We start from the raw sequence: 16,820 nt of genomic DNA on the forward strand, positions 1-16,820 counted from the left end.
GCCCGCCAGCCTTCACGGCGTTGCAGCCATTACACGTCATACAGCTCACGGATGTAGCGAAACAGCTTGCGTGCCTGCGTGGGGGGCTGTTCGCGTTGGCGCTCGCGCTGGGCATTGCGCACCAGTTGACGCAGGTGCTGAATATCGGCGTTGGGATGGTCATCGATGAAGGCCTGCAGAGGTTCGTTGCCACCATCAATCAGGCGTTCGCGCCAGCGCTCCATCTCGTGAAACAGCTGGTTGTGTGCTTCGCTGGCGGAGTCGAAGCGATCCACCACGGCCTGAATGGCGTCGGCATCAGCGGTGCGCATCAACTTGCCGATATACTGCAGGTGGCGACGCTTGGCACCGTTGGCCTTGATCCGGGCATATTCCTCGATGGCGGCCCGCAGCTGGTCGTCGATCGGTAGCTTGGTTTGCTGGTCCGGTCGCAGTTCGGCCATGCGCTTGCCCAGTCGCTGCAGGTCTTCTGCTTCGCGCTTGAGCTGTGATTTGCTGGGCAGCAGGTCATCGGTGTCCGGCTGGTTGGAGTCAAAATCGGTCATAACGTATTCCATCAGGCGAAAAACAGGGTGGCCAGGCCCAGAAAGGCAAAGAAGCCGACCACATCGGTAATAGTGGTCAGCAGCACACTGCCGGCCAGGGCCGGGTCGATACCCAGCGACTTGAGAATCATCGGCAGCAGGGTGCCAGCCATGGCACCGGCCAGCAGGTTGATGACGATGGCAAGGGCGATTACCACCCCGACCGTCATGTCCTGAAACCAGAGCACGGCGACCACGGCCACCACCAGTGCCCAGAGCAGGCCGTTGAGCGCGCCAACGATCAATTCACGGTTGAACAGCCAGCCGATATTGGAGCGCTCCACGTGGCCCAGTGCCTGGCCGCGAATCACCAGCGTCAGGGTCTGGCTGCCGGCGATGCCACCCATGGAGGCCACAATAGGCATGAGTACAGCCAGTGCTACCACGCGGTCCAGCGTATCCTCGAACAGGCCAATGACGGCCGAGGCGATGAAGGCCGTGATCAGGTTGATGCCCAGCCAGACTGCACGGCGTCGGGTCGTCTTCATGACTGGCGCAAAGGTATCTTCATCCTCGTCCAGGCCGGCCATGCTCATCAGCGAGTGGTCGGCGTCTTCACGAATGACGTCTACCACGTCATCGATGGTGATACGGCCCAGCAGGTGGCCGTCGGTATCGGTGACGGGGGCCGAGATCAGGTCCAACTGTTCAAATAGGCGCGCGACCTCTTCATCCGGCATATCGGCGGCAATGGCATCGACATCGGTGTTCATCACCTCGCGCACCATGACATCCGGGTCGGTGGTCAGCAGGCGGGTCAGAGGCAGCACGCCGATATAGGAGCCCTTGCGGCTGACCACGAACAGAGTGTCGGTGGTTTCCGGGATTTCCTTGTGGCGGCGCAGGTAGCGCAATACCGTTTCCACCGTGATATCCGGGCGGATGGTCACCGTATCGGTGTTCATCAGGCCGCCGGCTGTATCCTCGGGGTAGGACAGAACCTGCTCAACCCGGCTGCGGTTTTCCGTATCCATGATCTGCAGCAGCTCTTTCATCACCCGGTCAGGCAGCTGTTGCAGGATGTCGGCCATGTCATCCGTTTCCAACGATTCGGTGATCGCCAGTACTTCCGACGCTTCCATGCGGCTGAGAATTTCGGCCTGGGCATCATCACCCAGATACTGCAGCACTTCGCCTTCCAGTTCCTGGTTGAGCAGGTTCCAGAGGATCTGACGTTCTCGGGGCGGCGTCTTCTCCAGCAGGTGAGCCACTTCGGCGGGGCGCAAGCCCTTGTTGAGCATGAACCTCAATTGCTGCAGCTCCCCCACTTCCAGCGCGGCGCTGAGTGTTTCCAGGTTGGAGGGGATTTCTGGCTGGCTCATGGGCAGGTCTCATTTGCGGGCGAATAACGCGGTGTACAGTGGCGCGGGAGTAGCGGAGACTGTTTATTCGGGTTCGTCGAAACGGTTATTGATCAGTGCTTCCAGGGCATCCAGAGCCGCCTGTTCATCCTCGCCTTGGGCACTGAGCTGCAGTTCGGTCCCCTTGCTGGCCGCCAGCATCATTACGGACATGATGCTTTTGCCGTCAATTTCACGGTCGTCACGGCTGATGCGTATGTCGGCTTGAAACTGGCTTGCTGTTGTCACCAGCTTGGCAGCGGCGCGGGCGTGCAGGCCCAGCTTGTTGATGATGGTCAGTCGCTTTTCAATCATGTTGGTGTCCCGCGGCAGGCTGACTCAGTTCACGGTGCAGCACCTGAACATTATCCATATGCGCGCGGAAATAACCAGCCAGTTGCTCGGCGACATGAACGGAACGGTGCTGTCCGCCGGTGCAGCCGATGCCGATGGTGATATAACTGCGATTGTTGGCCTGAAATCGGGGCAGCCACTTGTGCACGAAATGGCGAATGTCCGCGATCATGTCGGTGACTTCATCCGACGCGTTGAGAAACTCGATCACTTCCCGGTCACGTCCGGTGAAGCGTCGTAGTTCCGGCACCCAGTAGGGGTTGGGCAGGGAACGCACGTCGAAGGTAAAGTCCACGTCCAGTGGGACGCCGTGCTTGAAACCGAAAGACTTGAACTGCAGTGACAGAGGCTGTTCGCTGCGGCCGGCAACACGCAGTTTAACCTCGTCACGCAGCTCATACAGGGACAGGCGTGTGGTATCGATGCGCAGGTCGGCCTGGTTGGCGATGGGCTCCAGCAGCTCGCGCTCGGTGCGGATGGCCTGTTGCAGGGTCTGACCACCGGCCGTGAGCGGGTGGCGGCGTCGGGTGGCATTGTAGCGGCGCAGCAACGTGGCTTCACCGGCATCCAGAAACAGGATTTCGATGCGCAGGCCGCTGGTCTGGCGCAGCTGCAACATGATGTCGGGGAACTGTTGCAGGTTACTGGGCAGGTTACGAGCATCAATACTGACGGCAATGGTTTGCCCCGGCTCCTGTTCGGCCAGCATCAGGCGTGTCAGTTCGGGCAGCAACAGGGCCGGCAGATTATCGATACAGTAGAAACCGACATCCTCGAGTGCCTGCAATGCAGTACTTTTGCCCGACCCGGAGCGGCCGCTGAGAACGACCAGACGCATATCAGCCCTCCTGGCACAGTTGTTGTACGCGCTCCATGAGGCTCTGGGAATCTACACAGGCCCGCAGAGCGTCGCGGGTTTCGGAATGGTTGAACAGTTCAGCCAGGCCCGCCAGTGTCTGCAGGTGTTCCTCGGCGCCCTGCTCGGGCACCAGCAGCAGGCACACCAGATCCACCGGACGGTTGTCGATGGCATCGAAGTCGATGGGTGACTCCAGCGTCATCAACATGCCGATGGCTCGGTCGACGCCGGCCATGCGGCAGTGTGGAATGGCGACGCCCTCACCGATACCGGTGCTGCCCAGGCGCTCGCGATTAATAAGGCCGCTGAAGATGTCTTCAGCGGCCGGACCGTTCAATTGCTCGGCAATCGTCTGGCTCGCGAGCTCAAGGGCTCGCTTCTTGCTGACCACATCCACATGGCAGAGTGTTCGGGATGGGGTCAGCAGTTCAGATAGTTGCATGTCGTGACGTGCTGCTACCGGTTATTTGTGGGATTTCATCTTTTCTTTGTGCTTGATCACCTGGCGATCAAGCTTGTCGACCATGCCGTCGATGGCGGCGTACATGTCGTCATGTTCGTGTGCAGCGAACACTTCGCCACCGGCCAGATGGATATCGGCTTCGGCTTTCTGGCGCTGTTTCTCAACACTGAGTGTGACCTGTGCATTGGTGATGTTATCGAAGTGGCGCTCCAGACGGTCAAACTTGGTACGAACGTATTCGTTAAGGGCGTCAGTCAGTTCGACGTGATGGCCAGTGATGTTGATCTGCATAGGTTTTTCTCCTCGTCATGGACACGTTCTTTCGGCGTGCCTTTCACTCTCATTAAACCAGACGCTTGCGCTCATTAGAAGGCGGAATGTTCATTGCCTCGCGATATTTTGCCACGGTGCGTCTGGCTACATTGATTCCCTGTTCTTTTAACAGCTGTGCGATCTTGTTGTCACTCAATGGCTTGACGGTATTTTCGTTATTGACCAGTTTCTTGATCAGCGCCCGGATTGCGGTTGAAGAGGCGGCACCACCATCGGCCGTACCGACGTGGCTTGAGAAAAAGTATTTGAGTTCGAAAATGCCTCTGGGCGTGTGCATGTATTTCTGCGTGGTCACGCGGGAGATGGTGGACTCGTGCATGTCGACCGCTTCGGCGATGTCATGCAGGACCATCGGCTTCATGCCTTCCTCGCCCTCTTCGAAAAAATCGATCTGGCGGGCCACGATTTCAGTGGCGACCTTGAGCAGTGTCTCATTGCGGCTGATCAGGCTTTTGAGAAACCAGCGCGCTTCCTGCAGGTGGTTCTTGAGGTAAGTGTTGTCGGCACTGTTGTCGGCGCGTCGAATCAAGTCGGCATACTGGGTATTGATCTTCAGTCGGGGGGACGCTTCGGTATTAAGGCTGACATTCCACTGCCCCTGGATTTTGCGTACAAGGACATCCGGGATGACGTACTCGGACTGTTCACAGCTGATCAGTGTACCCGGCTTGGGGTTCAGGCTCTGGATCAGACTGATTACCTGCTGCAGGCTGTCTTCCTTGAGGCGTAGACGGCGCATCAGGGTGCGGTAGTCATGGCTACCCAGCAGGTTCAGGTGGTCGCGTGCCAGGCGCATGGCTTCGCGATGAAGTGGTGTCGACTCGGGCAGCTGGCGTAGCTGCAGCTGCAGGCACTCGCTCAGATCGCGGGCGGCCACTCCGGCGGGGTCAAACTGTTGAATGCGGTGCAGGACGGTTTCGAGCTCTTCCAGGTCGGTATCGGCAAACTGCTCGGGCTCGCTGTTCTGAAAGTGTTCAAACAGCTCTTCCAAGGTGGTGCGCAGATAGCCATCGGCGTCTACGGCATCAATCAATGTCAGGGCGATCAGGCGATCCCGGTCACTCATCGGAGTCAGGTTGAGCTGCCACAGCAGGTGGTCCTGAAGGTCATCTTCGGCGCTGTCGTTGTCGCCGGGATCCCAATCCGAGTCGCGCTCGGGGCCCGGTGTGCTCTGATGCTGAAAGGTGTCATCCCATTGACTGTCGGTGGCCAGCTCTCCCGGAATGCGGTCTTCGCTCCAGCTGTCTGCACTGCTGCTATCGTCCCAGGGATCACCGTCATCGGCACGGTCGCCATCGGTTGCGGTCGCTTCGGCGGTGTCTGGTGTAGCGGCGGTTTCGTGTGTGGGCTCAGGCGTTTCGGCGTCGTTTTCCTCATCGACTTCCAGCAGCGGGTTGCTATCCAGCGCTTCCTGGATCTCCTGCTGCAGGTCCAGAGTGGACAGCTGCAACAGGCGAATGGCCTGCTGCAGCTGGGGCGTCATGGTGAGGTGTTGGCCGATCTTGAGTTGTAACGATTGCTTCATATCTACACTGCTCGATGGACCGATTCAAGGGTCTGGTCTGGGGACAGTTCAGAGCGAAAACTGTTCGCCCAGGTAGGCACGGCGAACCTGCTCGTTGTGAAGGATTTCATCCGGTGTGCCCTGGGCGAGAATGCCGCCCTCACTGACGATATAGGCCTGCTCGCAGATATCAAGTGTCTCGCGTACATTGTGATCGGTAATCAGAATGCCGATATTGCGCGACTGCAAATGACGAATGGTCTGCTTGATATCGTTGACTGAAATGGGATCGACACCAGCAAAGGGTTCGTCCAGCAGGATGAAGTCGGGCTCGGTGGCCAGAGCACGGGCAATTTCGACCCGGCGCCGCTCACCGCCGGACAGGGCCATGCCCATGCTGTTGCGCAGATGGGTGATATGGAACTCTTCCAGCAACTCCTCCAGTAGCAACTTGCGTCGGCTGGCATTCAGGTCCTTGCGTGTTTCAAGAATGGCCATCAGGTTGTCGTGCACGCTCAACTTGCGAAATACGGACGCTTCCTGCGGCAGATAGCCGATGCCTCGACGGGCACGCTCATGCATGGGTAGGCGGGTAATGTCATCCTGATCAATGCGAATCTGGCCTTGATCGGCGTTGATCAGGCCCACGATCATGTAAAAACAGGTGGTTTTGCCGGCACCATTGGGTCCGAGCAGGCCGATGATCTGGCCACTGTTCATGGTCAGTGATACATCGCGGACGACTTCACGCCCCTTGTAGCTTTTGGCCAGGTGGAGGGCCTGGAGCTGTTTAACCTGTACCGTCATCACTTGTCCTCGGGCTTAGGCTGAATCACCATCTGTACACGCTGACCCGATTCGGAGTCACTGCCAAAGGCATTCACGATCGCCTTTTCCATGTTGTAGACGATACGCTCACCGGTAAAGCTGTCCTGCCCCTGGTCGACACGCGCGGAACGGGTAATAGTGACTTCCTGTTGATTGACTCGGTAGTCCATGCGTTCGCCATAGGCCTTGGTCAGGGGCTGGTCATGGCTGGGTTGCTGTTGAAACTGAGCGGGCTTGCCGGTGGAGATGATGCGTTGCACGCCGGCATCGCTACGGTGAAGTTCCACGCGTGCGCCGCGAATGACCATGGTGCCCTGCACGATTTCGACGTTGCCGGTATACACGGTAATACCGGTACGTTCGTTCAGGGTGGCGCGGTCGGCGCTGATGCGGATCGGCTGCTGGCGGTCTTCCGGCAGCGCCTGTGCCAGCAGGGGCAGGCCGAGCAGGGTGGTCAGCAGTATGGCTTTTAAGTTATTGCACATGGTATTCACCCTTTACGCCCGAGAGCAGGTCTATCCGTTGTTGATCGAAAAACACGTCCATGCCGGTAGCTGATGTCGAGTCGCTGCCGCGCTCAACCATGACTTGTGCATCGGTGTGCGCAAAGTCGCGTGGCGGATACAGCGTCAGCGTGTCGGTATGCAGGCGGGCCGGCAGACCCGAGGCCGGATTATCATGAAGCTGCACCCCCCCTGCAAGCAGGACTTCGTTCTGCGAGTCAGGCAGGATGCCGCACTCGGCCTGGATGCGATATTCGCCGCCATCCGCACCGGGGACCCGTGTCAGGGGCATGGTCAGTTCCATCTGCTCTCGCGCCGGGAAATGTCGCATCAAAGGAGTGGTCATGATCTGGCCGGTACGGCCGTCGTCCTGCCAGCGAGTGATTTCGGCGCCACGCACAAAAAAGTCGACAGCTTCAACCCGAGGTGCCGTCGCCGACGGTAGCGTTTCCTGTGGAGTATGCAACCCCCACCATAGCAGGGGGGCTGAAATCAGTACCGCCGCAGTTAAAAGACGCTGACGCTGACTCAGCATCCACGGTACTCCGCGTAGATTGCCTCCAGCTTACCCTGGGCGGCCAGGATTAATTCACAGAACTCGCGTGCGGCCCCCTTGCCGCCGGCTGCGCCCGTGACCCAATCGGCCTCGCGGCGCACCAGCGGGTGGCCATTGGGAACGCAGGCACCGAAGGCGCTGGCGCGGATGGCAGCCAGGTCCGGCAGGTCATCACCAATATAGGCGGTACCGGCCGCATTATGGCCACTCTGTTCCCAAAGTTCGCCCAGAGCGACCAATTTGTCTTCCCGGCCTTGGCGCAGATAGGTGATGCCCAACGCTTCGGCGCGGTGTTCCACCTGGGGCGAGCGGCGGCCGGTGATGATGGCCGTTTCGATGCCGCAGCGTTGCAACAATTTGATGCCAAGACCGTCGAGTGTATGAAAGCTTTTGACCTCGCGGCCATCGGCCAGGAAGTTGAGACGACCATCGGTCAGGATGCCATCCACATCGAAAACCGCCAGGCGAATGGCGCCCAGAGCATCACGTACCTGTGGGGAAAGACTGTCCAGTTGCATCAGATGACTCCTGCCTTGAGCATGTCGTGCATGTTGAGTGCGCCGACCGGGCGCTCTTGATCGTCCACGACCAGCAATGCGTTGATTTTGCGTTCCTGCATCAGGCTCAGGGCTTCGGCAGCCAGGATGCCGGGGCGGATGCGGGTGGCGTCCGGTGTCATGACCTCATGGATCTGCGTGGCTGCCAGATCCACCGCCAGGTCCAGCGTGCGGCGCAGGTCGCCATCGGTGAAGATGCCCAGTAGTTTGCCATCGGCATCTGTAACGGCGGTCATGCCCAGGTGCTTGCGGGTTACTTCCAGCAGCGCTTCTCGCACCGGGGTGTCGGCCGATACCACCGGAATTTCCGCGCCGGTGTGCATGATGTCGTCCACCTTGAGCAGCAGGCGTCGTCCCAGGCTGCCGCCGGGGTGAGAGAACGCGAAGTCCTCGCTGCTGAAGCCACGCGCTTCGAGCAGAGCGATTGCCAGTGCATCGCCCAGCACCAGCTGCGCGGTGGTGCTGGAGGTGGGGGCCAGGCCCAGCGGGCAGGCCTCGCGGTCGACCGGAATGTGCAGGTTGATGTCGGCACTGCGGGCCAGCGTGGACTGGCTGTTGGCGGTGATGCTGACCAGCGGTGCGCCCATGCGTTTGATCAGTGGCAAAATGGTCACGACTTCCGCGGTTTCGCCGGAGTTGGACAGGGCCAGTACCAGGTCATTCCCGGTAAACATGCCGAGGTCACCGTGGCTGGCTTCGCCGGGGTGAACGAAAAAAGCCGGCGTGCCGGTGCTGGCCAGGGTGGCGGCGATCTTGTTGCCGATATGACCCGATTTACCCATGCCGGTCACGATGACACGGCCCTTGCAGTTGAACATCAGCTCACAGGCGCGGCTGAAGTGGTCATCCAGATGGTTCAGTAGCTCCTGCACGGCCTCAATCTCCAGCCGAATGGTCTGGCGGCCGGATGTAAGGTAATCAGTGGCTGTCATGGGGTTGATGCCTGCCTTGAATTGAATTGCAAAAGCGTATTCTACCCCAGACTTCAGCCAAGCACGAAACCCCGTGCAGGGCGTTTAGATTCACGTTTGCATGTGACAATGGTATATTTCGCTGTCAATTTTTGCGCCGCCACGCCACCGTGACGGCCGGATGAACGGAAGCAGGAGTGCCCGGCTACAATGAAGCCTGAGGACGATATTATTATTGATATCAGCGGGTTGAGCTTTGCGCGTGGTGACAGGGCCATCTTCGACGCTGTTGATATTCGCATCCCGCGCGGCAAGGTTACGGCCATCATGGGGCCGTCCGGTACCGGCAAAACGACGCTGCTGAAGCTGATCGGTGGCCAGTTAAGACCGGATCAGGGGCGCATCTGCCTGGACGGTACCGACATTCCCTCTCTGGGGCGGCGCGAGCTGTTCGAAGTGCGTGAGCGCATGGGTATGCTGTTTCAAAGCGGCGCTCTGTTCACCGACATGAACGTGTTTGAGAACGTGGCCTTTCCGCTGCGGGTACACACCGCACTGCCAGATGACATGATTCGCGATATCGTGCTGATGAAGCTGCAGGCGGTGGGGCTGCGGGGGGCCCGTGACCTCATGCCCAGCGAGCTGTCCGGCGGCATGGCCCGCCGTGTGGCGCTAGCCCGCGCCATCGCGCTGGACCCGGATATTGTCATGTACGACGAGCCCTTTACCGGACAGGACCCCATCGCCATGGGAGTGCTGGTCAACCTGATTAGGCGCCTGAACCAGGCGTTGGGGCACACCAGTATTATTGTATCGCACGATATCAAGGAAACCCTGGGCATAGCCGACTACATTTACCTGCTGTCCGATGCCCAGGTGATCGCCCAGGGGACGCCGGCCGAGTTGGCGGATATCGACTCCGAGCAGGTCCGGCAGTTCATGCAGGGGCTGCCGGATGGCCCCGTCCCTTTCCATTACAAGGCGCCTGATTTTCATCAGGACCTGCTACAGGAACTCTGATCATGCTGGAACTTGTGCAGCGACTGGGCCACCGGGTGCTATCGCGCCTGGCGGCCATGGGCCGCGCCGGGCAGATTCTGCTGCAGTCACTGGTGGCCGCTCCGCAGCCGATGACCATGCTGCCCCTGGTGCTGAAACAGATCTATTTTGTCGGCGTACTGTCATTGGTCATCATCGTTGTGTCCGGTGGTTTCATCGGCATGGTGCTGGGGCTGCAGGGGTATACCATCCTAGTTGACTATGGCTCCGAGCAGGCCGTCGGCCAGATGGTGGCCCTCAGCCTGGTGCGCGAGCTGGCGCCGGTGGTGGCGGCGCTGCTGTTTGCCGGCCGGGCCGGTTCAGCGCTGACGGCGGAAATCGGCCTGATGAAGGCCACCGAGCAGTTGGCGAGCCTGGAAATGATTGGAGTTGACCCGCTGCGCCGCATCGTGGCGCCACGCCTGTGGGCCGGTTTCATCTGCATGCCGATTCTGGCCATCATTTTTGCCGTGGTCGGGATCTGGGGTGGTTCTCTGGTAGCCGTGGACTGGCTGGGTATCTATGAAGGCTCATTCTGGGCCAACATGCAGCAGTCGGTGGATTTTTATGATGATGTGCTCAACGGCGTCATCAAGGCGGTGTGCTTTGGCATCGTGGTGACCTGGATCGCCGTCTTCGAGGGGTATGACTGTATCCCGACCTCAGAAGGAATCAGTCAGGCAACGACCCGAACCGTGGTGTACTCATCGCTGGCCGTCCTGGGTCTGGACTTCGTCCTGACAGCATTGATGTTTGGAGAACTTTAAAATGCGTATGCGAACCGTTGAAATCGGCGTCGGGGCCTTCATGCTGGCCGGCATGCTTGCACTGATCGTGCTGGCGTTGAATGTCAGTGGGCTGAATCTGTCCGAACAGAGTGGCGGCTACAAGGTCTATGCCCGGTTTGACAACATTGGCGGGCTGACGCCACGCGCCAAGGTGGCCATGTCGGGTGTACAGATTGGCCAGGTTACGGCGATCCGCATCGACCGAGACCTGCTGATGGCAGAAGTGGAAATGGAAATTTTCGACGATGTGGATTATCTGACCACCGACAGCTCGGCCAGTATTCTGACGGCCGGCCTGCTGGGCGAGCAGTACATCGGTGTGGTGCCGGGGGCAGAAGACGAGATCCTGGCGGACGGTGATTATATCCGGGACACCCAGTCGGCTCTGGTACTGGAAGAGCTGATCGGCAAGTTCCTGTTCAATAAGGTGAGTGAATAATATGAAGCTGAAACAGTGGATGGCAGCCGTGCTGCTGGCGGTCACCGCCCTGATTAACCCGGTGCTGGCCCAGGCCAGCTGGCAGGAAGCGAGCGAGGTCGTGGATGCGGCCACGCGTGACATGCTGGCGCTGATGGAGCGTGAAGAGCTGACGCGTGCCGAGAATACCGAACAGCTGATGGGCGAGATTGAAACCGTGATTGCACCGGTGGTCGATTTTCCCTATATCGCCAAGCGCGTCATGGGCAAGTACTACCGTCGTGCCACGGACGAAGAACGTGCGCGTTTTGCCGACGTGTTCAAGACAACCCTGCTGCGCACCTATGCCAAGTCGATTGCCGGTTTCGAGCTGAAGCAGTACCGCATCGAGTCGCCGGCCGGTGAAAGCCCCGAGCCCGACAAGCAGATTGTCAATGTTAGTGTTAGTGCCGGCAACGGCGAGACCTACACCTTGGTGTACTACATGCTGAAGCAGGAGCAGGGCTGGACATTGGTCAACGTACTGGTGGATGGCATCAACCTGCGCATCACCTTCCGCAACCAGTTTGCCGACCTGTATCAGCAGAACCGCACCATCGGCAAGACCATTGAGGCATGGGCGATCAAAATGCAGGATGTGAAGCTGGAAAAAACGGACGGTCAGGATGACAGCAGCGAAGGTTGAGCGCAGCGGGGATGCGCAGGTCGCGTTGAGTGGTGATCTGACCTTCGCCACGGTGCTGCAGATCCGCACTCCGCTGCTGCAGCAGCTCAAGGCGTGTGGCGAGGCGTGCGTGCTGGACTTGTCCGCCGTCGAGCGTGTGGACAGCTCGGCGCTGTCACTCTGGCTGGTGTGCCAGCGTCAGGCACGCCGGCTCAGCCAGCGGCTGACGCTGTGCGGCGTGCCGGAAGACTTTCATTCGATCGCCGGGCTGGTTGGCCTGGCCGATGGGCTTGACTGATCCCGGCAGGCCGGCCGGGGTGCAATCGCCTTTTGCTGCCCGTTTGGGTATCATTTCGCCAGTTATTTTTAACCAGATTCAAGGCACGGGAGTCCCGCATGCAGGCTGAAGACGTCAAACAGATCCTGGAACAGCAGCTTGAAGGCTGCACCGTATACCCCGAAGGTGAAGGCTGTGATTTCAAGGTCACGGTGGTGGGTGAAGTGTTTGCAGGCCTGACCCCGGTCAAGAAGCAGCAGCTGGTTTACGGCTGCCTGAATGACCAGATTGCCAGCGGTGCCATCCACGCCGTGACGATCAAAACCTATACACCGGAACAGTGGGCGGCACTGAGCTGATCCCGCACAGGAACCCCTGATGGATAAACTGATTATTGAAGGTGGCGCCTGCCTGAACGGCGAGGTGCGTATTTCCGGTGCCAAGAACTCGGCGTTGCCAATCTTGGCGGCAACGCTGCTGGCCGACGAGCCGGTGACAATCAGCAACCTGCCGCACCTGCATGACATTACCACCATGCTGGAACTGTTGCGTCGCATGGGTGTTGACCTGGTGGTCGATGAAAAACTCAGCGTGGAGCTTAATGCCACTACTATTACCGACCTCTGTGCCCCGTACGAGCTGGTCAAGACCATGCGTGCCTCTATCCTGGTGCTGGGGCCGCTGCTGGCGCACTTCGGGCGTGCCGAGGTTTCCCTGCCCGGTGGCTGTGCCATCGGCAGCCGTCCCGTTGATCTTCACATCCGTGGCCTTGAAGCCATGGGGGCCGACATCCAGGTGGAAGGCGGTTACATTCGCGCCACCAGCAACGGTCGCCTGAAGGGGGCCCGCGTATTCTTCGACGTGGTGACGGTTACCGGTACCGAGAACATTCTCATGGCGGCGGCACTGGCAGAGGGTGTGACCACCATCGAAAATGCGGCCCGCGAGCCGGAAGTAGTCGATCTGGCCAACTGCCTCAACGCCATGGGCGCAGATGTGCGTGGCGCCGGCACTGATACCATCACCGTACACGGTGTGGAATCACTGAAAGGCTGCCGCTACTCGGTACTGCCGGACCGCATCGAAACCGGGACCTTCCTGGTCGCGGCCGCAGCGACCGGTGGTCGCGTCAAGTGCAAGAATACCCGCCCGGACATTCTGGATGCGGTGTTGCAGAAGCTGACCGAAGCTGGTGCCGAGATCGAAACCGGTGAGGACTGGATCAGCTTGGACATGCACGGTCAGCGCCCCAAGGCGGTGAGTGTGACCACGGCACCCTATCCGGCGTTTCCGACTGACATGCAGGCCCAGTTCGCGGCGCTGGACGCGGTGGCCATCGGCGTCGGCAAGATTCGTGAAACCGTGTTCGAGAACCGCTTCATGCACATGCAGGAGATGATCCGCATGGGGGCGGATATCTCCATCGAAGGCAACACGGCCATCATCGAAGGCGTGCGCCGACTGCAGGGGGCGCCAGTCATGGCAACCGACCTGCGCGCATCTGCCAGCCTGGTGATCGCGGCACTGGTGGCCGAAGGCGAGACCTGTATTGACCGCATTTATCATATTGATCGCGGTTATGAATGTATCGAAGAAAAACTGCAGCTACTGGGCGCACGTATCCGTCGTGTACCTGGTTAAGTGAGCGAAGAGGCCCATGACACAACAGCTGACCATCGCCCTGTCCAAGGGGCGCATCCTGAAAGAAACGCTGCCCCTGCTGGCAGCGGCTGACATCGTGCCTGCCGAGGATATCTTCAGCAGCCGTAAACTGATCTTCGATACCAACCATGACCATATTAAGCTGGTGGTAATTCGCGCCACCGACGTACCGACCTACGTGGAGTATGGCGGTGCGGATATGGGCATTGCGGGTAAGGATGTGCTGATGGAGCATGGCGGTGCCGGGCTGTATGAGCCGCTGGATCTGGAAATCGCCAAGTGCAAACTGATGGTGGCGGGCATGAAGGATGCCGCACCGGTTGAGGGGCGGATGAAGGTGGCGACCAAGTTCGTCAACCTGACCAAAGAGTATTTTGCCCGCCAGGGTCGTCAGGTCGACATCATCAAGCTGTACGGTGCCATGGAGCTGGCACCGCTGATGGGGCTGGCCGACCGCATTGTGGATATTGTCGATACCGGCAACACCCTGCGTGCCAACGGCTTGGAGCCAATGCAGCACATTGCCGAGATCAGCTCGCGCCTGGTGGTGGGGCAGCCCTCCATGAAAATGAAGCACGCGCTGATTCAACCGATTCTTGATCAACTGCAGCAGGCGATCGATGCACGCCGGGAGAACGCCGAATGAGTCTTGCCATTCAACGTCTTGATGCCAGTCAGAGTGATTTTGATCAGCAGTTGAACCGGCTGCTGGCTTGGGAAAACGTGTCTGACGACAAGGTTAACGGCATCGTCAACGAAGTCATTGATCGTGTGCGCACCGAAGGTGACGCGGCCTTGGTCGAGTACACCAACCGCTTCGACCGCACCACGGCCACCGGCATGCAGGATCTGGAGCTGGGCCAGGCACGCCTGCAGCAGGCGCTGGATGGTCTGCCGGCCGAGCAGCGCAGCGCACTGGAAAAGGCGGCGGAGCGTGTGCGTGCTTACCATGAGCGCCAGAAGGGCGAATCCTGGCAGTACACCGAAGCGGACGGCACTATGCTGGGACAGCAGATTACGCCGATGGACCGTGTCGGCATCTATGTGCCTGGTGGCAAGGCCGCCTATCCGTCATCGGTGCTGATGAACGCGCTGCCGGCTCACGTGGCCGGGGTGAAAGAGATCATCATGGTTGTGCCCACACCGGAAGGCGTGGTCAACGAGCTGGTGCTGGCCGCTGCGGCGCTGGCCGGCGTCGATCGGGTCTTTACTCTGGGCGGCGCTCAGGCCGTGGCGGCCCTGGCCTATGGTACCGAAACAGTGCCGGCGGTGGACAAGATTGTCGGCCCGGGCAATATCTTTGTGGCCACGGCCAAGCGGGCGGTATTCGGTACCGTGGGCATCGACATGATTGCCGGTCCGTCCGAAATTCTGGTGGTGTGTGATGGCCAGACCGACCCTGACTGGGTGGCGATGGACCTGTTCTCTCAGGCCGAGCATGACGAGGATGCCCAATCGATTCTGGTCTGTCCGGATGCCGATTACATCAACCGGGTGGAGGCCAGCATCAACAAGCTGCTGCCGACCATGGAGCGTGAGGAGATCATCCGCATTTCGCTGGAAAACCGCGCCGCGCTGATCAAGGTGGCCGATATGGATCAGGCGGTCGAAGTCAGCAACCGCATCGCGCCGGAACACCTGGAATTGTCGGTGGCCGACCCCGAAGCCCTGCTGCCGCAGATCCGTCACGCCGGAGCCATCTTCATGGGCCGTTACACGGCGGAAGCGCTGGGGGACTACTGTGCCGGCCCGAACCACGTGCTGCCGACCTCTGGTACGGCGCGCTTCTCCTCGCCGCTGGGCGTTTATGATTTCCAGAAGCGCTCATCGCTGATCATGTTTTCAGCGGATGGTGCTTCGGAGATGGGCAAGGTGGCTTCCGTGCTGGCACGGGGCGAGAGTTTGACCGCACACGCACGTTCGGCCGAATATCGTATCAAGGACTGAGTCCCGCGGGCTCTGGCATGAAAAAAGCGCCCTGAGGCGCTTTTTTTGTATCGGAGATAAATACCGTGCTTGTGCCGCTTCAGTTGCGTCCTCGGGGACGCTCGCCCACGGTGGCGTTCAGGCTCATTTCATGACCGTTGCGCAGAATGCCCAGCTCGATGACGTCGCCGGGCTTGAAACCGGCAATGCGGTTCATTGCCGGACGGCTACCGACAATCGGCTGACCCTGAATCTGCAGCAGTACATCGCCCGGCTGCAGGCCCGCCTGATGTGCCGGCCCGTTACGGAAGATGCCGGCAATAATCAGTCCGGGGCGATCGCCCACATCAAAGGACTCCGCCAGTTGTGGCGTCAGCTCCTGAATCTCGACGCCCAGCCAGCCGCGGATAACGCGGCCATGGTTGATCAGGTCCTGCATCACTTGGCGGGCCAGCGTGGAGGGAATGGCAAAGCCTATACCCTGGGAGCCGCCGGATTTGGAGAAAATAGCCGTGTTGATGCCGATCAGGTTGCCATGGGCATCGATCAGTGCGCCACCGGAATTGCCGGGGTTGATGGCGGCATCGGTCTGAATGAAGTCCTCGTAGGTGCTCAGGCCAAGCCGGTTGCGCCCGGTGGCACTGATGATACCCATGGTTACGGTCTGGCCGACGCCAAAGGGGTTGCCGATTGCCAGCGCCACATCACCGATGCGCAGTTCATCGCTGGCCAGAGTGATGCTGGGCAGGTTGTCCAGATCGATTTTCAGCACCGCCAGATCGGTTTCCGGGTCCAGGCCGACTACTTCGGCCAGAGCTTCGCGGCCGTCCCGCAGGGCTACCACGATGCTGTCGGCTCCGCTGATGACGTGATTGTTGGTGACCACATAGCCCTGCTCGTTGAGGATGACCCCCGAACCGAGGCTGGATTCGATGCGCTCACGCTGCGGCAGCTGGTCACGGTTGAAAAAATTGCGGAAGAAAGGATCGTTGAGCAGCGGGTTGACCGGCTGACGTACCAAAGTACGGGTGTAGATGTTGACCACGGCCGGCGCGGCACGATCGACGGCGTCAGCATAGGAAACGACCCCTTGTCCTGGTGCGGGCATCGGCGGATCAACCGCCGCCGCTTCACGGATTTCGACTCGGTTGACCGGTGGCGTTATCAGCTGTGGATAGAACTGAAGGATGAGCACCGCGGCAAGAACACCGGTAATGACTGGCCAGATCAGGTAGGAGACTTTACGCATCGGCTT

22 protein-coding genes are annotated in these 16,820 nt (G+C 59.7%); 9 read left to right on the forward strand and 13 right to left on the reverse strand.

Annotated elements, in window-relative coordinates; genetic code table 11:
• Positions 1-29: 29 nt before the first annotated feature.
• From yjgA to KTN04_RS06960, 12 genes are all read right to left on the reverse strand, one after another.
• Positions 30-545, reverse strand: a complete 516-nt coding sequence (gene yjgA, locus KTN04_RS06905; protein ID WP_217334489.1) for a ribosome biogenesis factor YjgA — start codon at positions 543-545, stop codon at positions 30-32.
• A gap of 11 nt (positions 546-556) precedes the next feature.
• The gene (mgtE, locus tag KTN04_RS06910; RefSeq protein ID WP_217334490.1) at positions 557-1,906 is read right to left on the reverse strand and encodes a magnesium transporter; all 1,350 of its coding nucleotides are present in this window, start codon (positions 1,904-1,906) and stop codon (positions 557-559) included.
• Positions 1,907-1,969: 63 nt separating this feature from the next.
• Positions 1,970-2,239, reverse strand: a complete 270-nt coding sequence (locus KTN04_RS06915; protein WP_217334491.1) for an HPr family phosphocarrier protein — start codon at positions 2,237-2,239, stop codon at positions 1,970-1,972.
• Positions 2,232-3,116, reverse strand: coding sequence for an RNase adapter RapZ (gene rapZ, locus KTN04_RS06920; RefSeq protein WP_217334492.1), 885 nt, complete (start codon positions 3,114-3,116; stop codon positions 2,232-2,234). Before rapZ ends, KTN04_RS06915 begins: the two co-directional genes overlap by 8 nt.
• Position 3,117: 1 nt before the next feature.
• On the reverse strand, positions 3,118-3,579 hold the full coding sequence (locus KTN04_RS06925; protein ID WP_217334493.1) for a PTS sugar transporter subunit IIA: 462 nt from the start codon (positions 3,577-3,579) through the stop codon (positions 3,118-3,120).
• Positions 3,580-3,600: 21 nt separating this feature from the next.
• Complete coding sequence (gene hpf, locus KTN04_RS06930) at positions 3,601-3,891, reverse strand: ribosome hibernation-promoting factor, HPF/YfiA family (RefSeq protein WP_217334494.1); 291 nt, start codon at positions 3,889-3,891, stop codon at positions 3,601-3,603.
• Between the two features lie 52 nt (positions 3,892-3,943).
• Positions 3,944-5,458 (reverse strand): RNA polymerase factor sigma-54, encoded by a 1,515-nt coding sequence (locus tag KTN04_RS06935; RefSeq protein WP_217334495.1) that lies wholly within the window; start codon positions 5,456-5,458, stop codon positions 3,944-3,946.
• Between the two features lie 48 nt (positions 5,459-5,506).
• Positions 5,507-6,244 (reverse strand): LPS export ABC transporter ATP-binding protein, encoded by a 738-nt coding sequence (lptB, locus tag KTN04_RS06940; RefSeq protein ID WP_217334496.1) that lies wholly within the window; start codon positions 6,242-6,244, stop codon positions 5,507-5,509.
• A complete protein-coding gene (gene lptA, locus KTN04_RS06945) occupies positions 6,244-6,750 on the reverse strand; it encodes a lipopolysaccharide transport periplasmic protein LptA (protein ID WP_217334497.1) in 507 nt (168 codons plus the stop codon). The genes lptB and lptA overlap by 1 nt, the downstream gene beginning before the upstream one ends.
• Positions 6,740-7,303: an LPS export ABC transporter periplasmic protein LptC gene (lptC, locus tag KTN04_RS06950; RefSeq protein ID WP_217334498.1), complete on the reverse strand. Its 564-nt coding sequence runs from the start codon at positions 7,301-7,303 to the stop codon at positions 6,740-6,742. The genes lptA and lptC overlap by 11 nt, the downstream gene beginning before the upstream one ends.
• Positions 7,297-7,842 (reverse strand): KdsC family phosphatase, encoded by a 546-nt coding sequence (locus KTN04_RS06955; RefSeq protein WP_217334499.1) that lies wholly within the window; start codon positions 7,840-7,842, stop codon positions 7,297-7,299. The genes lptC and KTN04_RS06955 overlap by 7 nt, the downstream gene beginning before the upstream one ends.
• Positions 7,842-8,813, reverse strand: a complete 972-nt coding sequence (locus tag KTN04_RS06960; RefSeq protein WP_217334500.1) for a KpsF/GutQ family sugar-phosphate isomerase — start codon at positions 8,811-8,813, stop codon at positions 7,842-7,844. The genes KTN04_RS06955 and KTN04_RS06960 overlap by 1 nt, the downstream gene beginning before the upstream one ends.
• A gap of 189 nt (positions 8,814-9,002) precedes the next feature.
• Between KTN04_RS06960 and KTN04_RS06965 the strand changes: the two genes are divergently transcribed.
• From KTN04_RS06965 to hisD, 9 genes are all read left to right on the forward strand, one after another.
• Positions 9,003-9,812 (forward strand): ATP-binding cassette domain-containing protein, encoded by an 810-nt coding sequence (locus KTN04_RS06965; protein WP_217334501.1) that lies wholly within the window; start codon positions 9,003-9,005, stop codon positions 9,810-9,812.
• A gap of 2 nt (positions 9,813-9,814) precedes the next feature.
• Positions 9,815-10,597 (forward strand): lipid asymmetry maintenance ABC transporter permease subunit MlaE, encoded by a 783-nt coding sequence (mlaE, locus tag KTN04_RS06970; RefSeq protein ID WP_217334502.1) that lies wholly within the window; start codon positions 9,815-9,817, stop codon positions 10,595-10,597.
• 1 nt (position 10,598) lies between these two features.
• Positions 10,599-11,057 carry an outer membrane lipid asymmetry maintenance protein MlaD gene (gene mlaD / locus KTN04_RS06975; RefSeq protein ID WP_217334503.1) on the forward strand — a complete coding sequence of 153 codons (459 nt, stop codon included), beginning with the start codon at positions 10,599-10,601 and terminating at the stop codon, positions 11,055-11,057.
• Between the two features lies 1 nt (position 11,058).
• Positions 11,059-11,721, forward strand: a complete 663-nt coding sequence (locus KTN04_RS06980; RefSeq protein WP_217334504.1) for an MlaC/ttg2D family ABC transporter substrate-binding protein — start codon at positions 11,059-11,061, stop codon at positions 11,719-11,721.
• Complete coding sequence (locus KTN04_RS06985) at positions 11,702-11,998, forward strand: STAS domain-containing protein (RefSeq protein ID WP_217334505.1); 297 nt, start codon at positions 11,702-11,704, stop codon at positions 11,996-11,998. The genes KTN04_RS06980 and KTN04_RS06985 overlap by 20 nt, the downstream gene beginning before the upstream one ends.
• Before the next feature lie 98 nt (positions 11,999-12,096).
• Positions 12,097-12,336 carry a BolA family protein gene (locus KTN04_RS06990; RefSeq protein WP_217334506.1) on the forward strand — a complete coding sequence of 80 codons (240 nt, stop codon included), beginning with the start codon at positions 12,097-12,099 and terminating at the stop codon, positions 12,334-12,336.
• Positions 12,337-12,355: 19 nt separating this feature from the next.
• Entirely contained in the window at positions 12,356-13,618 is a 1,263-nt protein-coding gene (gene murA / locus KTN04_RS06995; protein WP_217334507.1) for a UDP-N-acetylglucosamine 1-carboxyvinyltransferase, read from the forward strand.
• Between the two features lie 16 nt (positions 13,619-13,634).
• The gene (gene hisG / locus KTN04_RS07000; protein WP_217334508.1) at positions 13,635-14,285 is read left to right on the forward strand and encodes an ATP phosphoribosyltransferase; all 651 of its coding nucleotides are present in this window, start codon (positions 13,635-13,637) and stop codon (positions 14,283-14,285) included.
• A complete protein-coding gene (gene hisD, locus KTN04_RS07005; RefSeq protein ID WP_217334509.1) occupies positions 14,282-15,586 on the forward strand; it encodes a histidinol dehydrogenase in 1,305 nt (434 codons plus the stop codon). Before hisG ends, hisD begins: the two co-directional genes overlap by 4 nt.
• A gap of 79 nt (positions 15,587-15,665) precedes the next feature.
• Here the strand turns inward: hisD and KTN04_RS07010 are convergent, their stop codons facing one another.
• Positions 15,666-16,814, reverse strand: a complete 1,149-nt coding sequence (locus KTN04_RS07010) for a trypsin-like peptidase domain-containing protein (protein WP_217334510.1) — start codon at positions 16,812-16,814, stop codon at positions 15,666-15,668.
• Positions 16,815-16,820: the final 6 nt, after the last annotated feature.

The organism is Marinobacterium weihaiense, assembly GCF_019061305.1.
Taxonomy (GTDB): Bacteria; Pseudomonadota; Gammaproteobacteria; order Pseudomonadales; family Balneatricaceae; genus Marinobacterium; species Marinobacterium weihaiense.

Excerpts from the sequence above, each read along its gene's own strand:
- KTN04_RS06965 (WP_217334501.1), top strand. The coding sequence starts at position 9,003 with ATGAAGCCTGAGGACGATATTATTATTGATATCAGCGGGTTGAGCTTT.
- lptC (WP_217334498.1), bottom strand. The coding sequence starts at position 7,303 with ATGCTGAGTCAGCGTCAGCGTCTTTTAACTGCGGCGGTACTGATTTCA.
- KTN04_RS06915 (WP_217334491.1), bottom strand. The coding sequence starts at position 2,239 with ATGATTGAAAAGCGACTGACCATCATCAACAAGCTGGGCCTGCACGCC.
- KTN04_RS06955 (WP_217334499.1), bottom strand. The coding sequence starts at position 7,842 with ATGCAACTGGACAGTCTTTCCCCACAGGTACGTGATGCTCTGGGCGCC.
- rapZ (WP_217334492.1), bottom strand. The coding sequence starts at position 3,116 with ATGCGTCTGGTCGTTCTCAGCGGCCGCTCCGGGTCGGGCAAAAGTACT.
- KTN04_RS06990 (WP_217334506.1), top strand. The coding sequence starts at position 12,097 with ATGCAGGCTGAAGACGTCAAACAGATCCTGGAACAGCAGCTTGAAGGC.
- KTN04_RS06935 (WP_217334495.1), bottom strand. The coding sequence starts at position 5,458 with ATGAAGCAATCGTTACAACTCAAGATCGGCCAACACCTCACCATGACG.
- hisD (WP_217334509.1), top strand. The coding sequence starts at position 14,282 with ATGAGTCTTGCCATTCAACGTCTTGATGCCAGTCAGAGTGATTTTGAT.
- KTN04_RS06985 (WP_217334505.1), top strand. The coding sequence starts at position 11,702 with ATGACAGCAGCGAAGGTTGAGCGCAGCGGGGATGCGCAGGTCGCGTTG.
- mlaE (WP_217334502.1), top strand. The coding sequence starts at position 9,815 with ATGCTGGAACTTGTGCAGCGACTGGGCCACCGGGTGCTATCGCGCCTG.
- yjgA (WP_217334489.1), bottom strand. The coding sequence starts at position 545 with ATGACCGATTTTGACTCCAACCAGCCGGACACCGATGACCTGCTGCCC.
- mgtE (WP_217334490.1), bottom strand. The coding sequence starts at position 1,906 with ATGAGCCAGCCAGAAATCCCCTCCAACCTGGAAACACTCAGCGCCGCG.
- hisG (WP_217334508.1), top strand. The coding sequence starts at position 13,635 with ATGACACAACAGCTGACCATCGCCCTGTCCAAGGGGCGCATCCTGAAA.
- lptA (WP_217334497.1), bottom strand. The coding sequence starts at position 6,750 with ATGTGCAATAACTTAAAAGCCATACTGCTGACCACCCTGCTCGGCCTG.
- mlaD (WP_217334503.1), top strand. The coding sequence starts at position 10,599 with ATGCGTATGCGAACCGTTGAAATCGGCGTCGGGGCCTTCATGCTGGCC.
- KTN04_RS07010 (WP_217334510.1), bottom strand. The coding sequence starts at position 16,814 with ATGCGTAAAGTCTCCTACCTGATCTGGCCAGTCATTACCGGTGTTCTT.
- hpf (WP_217334494.1), bottom strand. The coding sequence starts at position 3,891 with ATGCAGATCAACATCACTGGCCATCACGTCGAACTGACTGACGCCCTT.
- KTN04_RS06980 (WP_217334504.1), top strand. The coding sequence starts at position 11,059 with ATGAAGCTGAAACAGTGGATGGCAGCCGTGCTGCTGGCGGTCACCGCC.
- murA (WP_217334507.1), top strand. The coding sequence starts at position 12,356 with ATGGATAAACTGATTATTGAAGGTGGCGCCTGCCTGAACGGCGAGGTG.
- KTN04_RS06925 (WP_217334493.1), bottom strand. The coding sequence starts at position 3,579 with ATGCAACTATCTGAACTGCTGACCCCATCCCGAACACTCTGCCATGTG.
- KTN04_RS06960 (WP_217334500.1), bottom strand. The coding sequence starts at position 8,813 with ATGACAGCCACTGATTACCTTACATCCGGCCGCCAGACCATTCGGCTG.
- lptB (WP_217334496.1), bottom strand. The coding sequence starts at position 6,244 with ATGACGGTACAGGTTAAACAGCTCCAGGCCCTCCACCTGGCCAAAAGC.